Origin of the sequence: Methylobacterium sp. CCH5-D2, assembly GCF_001556475.1 — a bacterium.
GTDB lineage: Bacteria > Pseudomonadota > Alphaproteobacteria > Rhizobiales > Beijerinckiaceae > Methylobacterium > Methylobacterium hispanicum.
Genome location: NZ_LSIX01001073.1, coordinates 1 through 4,759 on the forward strand (window position 1 = coordinate 1; position 4,759 = coordinate 4,759).

General features: G+C 72.7%; 3 protein-coding genes and 1 pseudogene. 1 reads left to right on the plus strand and 3 read right to left on the minus strand.

Going from position 1 to position 4,759, the window contains the following annotated elements; genetic code table 11:
- Positions 1 to 2,205: pseudogene (locus AX737_RS35010) on the plus strand (hypothetical protein); the annotation flags it as partial.
- Here AX737_RS35010 and AX737_RS29060 read toward each other — a convergent pair.
- The 3 genes from AX737_RS29060 to era form a co-directional block, all read right to left on the minus strand.
- Complete coding sequence (locus tag AX737_RS29060; protein WP_066927431.1) at positions 2,147 to 2,896, minus strand: pseudouridine synthase; 750 nt, start codon at positions 2,894 to 2,896, stop codon at positions 2,147 to 2,149. The pseudogene AX737_RS35010 and the gene AX737_RS29060 overlap by 59 nt on opposite strands.
- Complete coding sequence (locus AX737_RS29065) at positions 2,893 to 3,807, minus strand: methyltransferase (protein WP_066927433.1); 915 nt, start codon at positions 3,805 to 3,807, stop codon at positions 2,893 to 2,895. The genes AX737_RS29060 and AX737_RS29065 overlap by 4 nt, the downstream gene beginning before the upstream one ends.
- A gap of 367 nt (positions 3,808 to 4,174) precedes the next feature.
- Positions 4,175 to 4,759: GTPase Era (gene era / locus AX737_RS29070; protein WP_082773363.1), on the minus strand; the 585-nt coding region annotated here is incomplete at its 5' end.

Genomic DNA, 4,759 nt, shown 5'->3' on the forward strand with positions numbered 1-4,759 from the left:
GTGCTGCCGATGCTGCTCTGGTGCCTGCTCGCCGCCGCCGCGGTAGCGCCGCGTGCCGACGATCCGTGCTGGGCCCAAGCGGGGTGGGCGATCTTCCTGACGGATCCGCCGCAGGGACTGCCGTGTCCCGCGACGTCCGGGGCGCCGATGCCGGATCTGGACCTGCCGCTCCTGAGCTTCATCACCTGCCTCGCGGCCTATGCGGGGGCCTTCGTCTGGATCTGCTGGAAGTATCGCCGCGACGGGGAACTGCTCGACCTGCACGCGGCGCCGTTCGTGAAGGGCATCGTCGCCTGGGTGTTGAGCAGCGGGTTGTCGAGCGCGTTCCTCTATCTCGGCATCACCCTCGCTCAGGAGCGGCACCTCCTCTGGGTGATCCTGGCCGGACCGCTCTGGGTCGCCGTCGCGGAGACGCTGCGGACGACGCTCTCCGTCGGCATGCGCCACAGCGGCCTGCGCAACGACAGCGACCGCGAGTGGCTCGCGCGCATCAACGGGAGCAAGCTGCGGCTCGTGGTCGGCCTGTGCCTCGGCTGCACCGTGATCGTGCTGGGCGGTTCCTATCTGACCGCGCAGAGCGGCGCCCTCTGGTCCTCCCTCGTGGGCGGCGGCGTCGCATCGGGCTCGATCGTCGCGCTTCTGGGCAGCAGCGCCCGAACGGCGGTGCTGTCGCAGGTGGCCCGCGTCTCCGGAAGCCCGGCCGGGCCGGGCGGCGCCGGCAAGCTGGCCTGGCCCGCCGCCTCTCTCGTGAAGGGCGCGATGCTGGTCTTCCCCCTCACGGTGTTCGCGCTGATCGGGCGCGGCCTCGCGCTGGGCATCGGCGCGGCCGCGAGCCTGGTCTCCGGCCCGGTGCCGGGCTTTCCCACCCTCGCGGCGATCAGCCTCGCGGCGGTCCTGGGGCTGGCCGGGCTGGCCCTCCTCCTCGGCTGGGCGATCAACCTCAACCGCTTCTCGATGCACGCGGTCTACCGGAACCGGTTGATCCGCGCGTTCCTGGGCTCGGGGCGGCCCTGGGAGAACCGCCGGCCGGACCGCTTCACGCAGTTCGATCCCTGCGACAACATCCGGATGGCCGACACCGTGACGGGGCGGTCGCCGCTGTTCCTGTTCCCGGTCGTCAACGTCGCAATGAACCGGACGAGCGGGCGCGATACCGCGCGGGCGGAGCGCAAGGCGGAAGCCTTTACGATCACGCCCTTCCGCTGCGGCGCCGCCACGCTGCCGAGCCCGGTCGGCACGCCGGCCCGCGTCACCGAACAATCGCCGCGCGCGGGCGCCTACGCGCCGACGCGGGGCTACGCGGCCGGCGAGCGCGATACCGGCGCGCGCGATCAGGAGCAGGGCATCACGCTCGGCACGGCCATCACGATCTCGGGCGCGGCGGCGAGCCCGAACATGGGCTACCACTCGTCGCCGCTGACGGCCTTCGTGATGACGCTCTGCAACGTCCGTCTCGGGGCGTGGCTGCCGAACCCGGCGACGCGGCGCACCGTCGAGGCGGATCGGCGCGCCCTGCTGCGATCGAGCGGGCCGCGCAACGAGGTGCCGACGCTCCTGCGGGAACTCACCGGCCGCTCCGACATCGACGGCGACTACCTCTACCTCTCGGACGGCGGGCATTTCGAGAATCTCGGCGTCTACGAGATGCTGCGGCGGCGCTGCGGCCTGATCGTCGCGATCGATGCGGGGCAGGACAAGGACTACGCCTACGAGGATCTCGCCCGGCTGAAGCAGAGCGCGCGCATCGACCTGGGTGTCGAGATCACGTTCGTGAAGGAGATCGCGATCACGCAGCGCCTGCTCGCGCCGCAGGGCGCGCTGGCGACCGTGCGCTATCCGGCAACCGGCGCCTTGCCGGCCGCGGAGGGCAGGCTTCTCTACCTCAAGTCCTGGCTGCCCGAGCAGGCGCCGGTCGAACTCCTCGCCTACCGCATCCGCAACGCGGACTTCCCGCACGAGAGCACCGGAAACCAGTTCTTCACCGAGAGCGATTTCGAGAGCTACCGCCATCTCGGCAACTACCTGGCCCGTGCGGTGATCGAGCAGGGGCTGCCCGGGACGAAGCCCGGCGAGCCGCCGCCGCCGAACGCGCTCGTGGGGCTGTTCGCCAACCTGTCGCGCCTGTCCCGGCCCGCGGGCGCACCGCTCAGGCCGCCGCGGACGGAGCCGCCGCGAACACCATCCCGACCGCGGCCGCGTCCATGACGCGGTACGCCCCCGGCGCCAGATCCGCCGGCAGGTCGAGGCCGCCGACCCGGTCGCGGTGGAGCGCCGCGACGTGGTTGCCCAAGGCCGCGAACATGCGGCGGACCTGGTGGTAGCGCCCCTCGGTGAGCGTCACGGTGCAGTGCGTGCCGCCCTCGGCCGCGAAGGCGACCGGCAGGAGCGGCCGGTCCTCGCCCTCCAGCATCAGGGTGCCGGAGGCCAGCACCGCGCCCTCGTCCCCCCGGAGCGGCCGGTCGAGGGTGACGCGGTAGCGCTTGGCCACGCTCGCCTTCGGCGCGATGATCCGGTGCAGCAGCGCGCCGTCGTCGGTGAGGAGCAGCAGCCCCGAGGTCTCCTTGTCGAGGCGGCCGACCGTCGAGAGAGCCGGGTCGCGGCGGCGCCAGCGCTCCGGGAGCAGGCCGTAGACCAGCGGGCCCGCCTCCTTGTGCGAGCAGGTGACGCCGAGCGGCTTGTGCAGCATCAGGCAGAGGCCCGGCAGCGGGTCGAGGGGCTCGCCGTCGATCCGCATCCGCTCGGGCAGGTCCGGGTCGAGGGCGATGCGCGCGCCCGCGTCCGCGACCTCCTCCCCGTCGAGCACGATGCCGCCCGCGCGGGCGAGGCCCTGGATCTCGCGGCGGGAGCCGTAGCCGAGATTGGCGAGCAGCTTGTCGAGCCGGACGGCCTTGCTCATCGGCGCGCCTCGTAGACCTTGTAGCCGTTGGCCGAGGCCCTGAGCGTCACCTCCGCGAAGGCCTCGCCCAGCACCCGCTCATAGGGCAGGTGGGCGTTGGCCGTGAGCCAGAGGGCGCCCCCGTGCCGCAGCGCGCCGGCCGCGCGGGCGATGAAGCTCTGGCCCAGCGCCCGGTCCTCGGCGCCGCCGTCGTGGAAGGGCGGGTTCATCACCACGAAGTCGAGCTTGGCGAGGTCCGGATCCGGCTGGCGGATGTCGGCCCAGCGCACGCTCGCGCGGGAATCGCCGAGGTTGCGCCGGGCCATCTCGACGGCGCGGCGGTCGATGTCGATGCAGGCCAGCCCCGTCACGGCGTCCGAGGCCAGCACCGCGCGGGCGAGCAGCCCCAGGCCGCAGCCGAGATCGGCCCCGCGCCCGCGCAGGGGCGGCAGGGTGGCGAGCAGCAGCGCGCTGCCCGGGTCGAGCCGGTCCCAGGAGAAGATGCCGGGCTGCGTGCAGAGCGCGAGGTTGTCCACGTGGCGCGGGCCGCCCTCGTCGATGGCGGCGTCCAGGCCCTGCGGCGTCTCCGGGCGGGGCGCCGTGCAGATGCGGTGGTGGCGGCGCGCCTCCTCGGCGGGGGCGCAGCCGAAAGCGGCGAGTTCCTTGGCGAGCCGTGCACCGCCGCGGTCCTTCGGGGCGAGCGCGGTGAGGCGCCCGCCGGGCTTCAGGGCGCGCAGCGCCAGGGCGAGGGCGTAGCGGCGCTCGACCGTACCGGGCGGCGCGAGCAGCACGGCCGCCTCGAGGCTCGCCGGGCCTAAGTCCTCGAGCCGCGCGGATCCGGGGATCAGCGGCGAGACCTGGGCGGCGCCCTCCGGGATCTCGGCGAGTTCGGCGGGCGGCAGGCCGTACAGGATGGCGGTAGGGGCGGTCATGCGTTCCAGGTCGACAGGTTCATCTCGATAGCGACGGGCAGTCCGGTTCCGATGCACCCGCGCCGTTTTCCCGGACGCCCGGAGCGCCAGCGGAGGGTGATCCGGGATCCAGCACGGGAAGGCGCGAAGCGTCCTGATCCTGCGCCGGTGCTGGAGGTCGAGCCGCTGCGCGGCACTCTCCGTGCTGGATCCCGGATCACCTTCCACTTCGTTCCAGGCGTCCGGGAAAGCGGATGCGCTTCATCGGCAGGGTCGGAGCCGGCGGTGTTGGCAGATACGGCTTCTCGTCGATCAGCCTATGGACGCCCTCTCCCACGCATCGTGGCGGGGCGGGGCGTCCAGGTTCGCGGGGAGAAAAGGCGATCCCTCAGCCCCGCGGGAATTCCAGCCCCATCTCGCGGTAGCGGGCCGGATCGTCGGCCCAGTTCTCGCGCACCTTCACGTGCAGGAAGAGGTGGACCTTGGCGTCGGCGGCCTCCGCGATCTCGATGCGGGCGGCCTGGCCGATCGCCTTGATGGTCTGGCCGCCCTTGCCGAGCACGATCGAGCGCTGGCTCTCGCGCTCCACGAAGATCGTCTGCTCGATGCGCACCGAGCCGTCCGGCCGGATCTGCCACTGGTCCGTCTCGACGGTGGAGCGGTAGGGCAGCTCCTCGTGCAGCCGGTCGTAGATCTTCTCGCGGGTGATCTCGGCGGCGAGCATGCGCAGCGGCGCGTCCGAGACCTGATCCTCGGGATAGAGCCAGGGCCCCTCGGGCATCAGGGCGGCGAGCGCGCGCTTCAGGGTCTCGACCCCGTCGCCGTTCAGCGCCGAGACCATGAAGGTCTGCTCGAACGGGATCAGCCCGTTGAGCTTGGCGGCGAGTTCGAGCAGGCGCTCGCGCGGGATCAGGTCGATCTTGTTGAGGATCAGGATGCGCGGCCGGCGCACGTCCTTGAGGCGGGCCAGCAC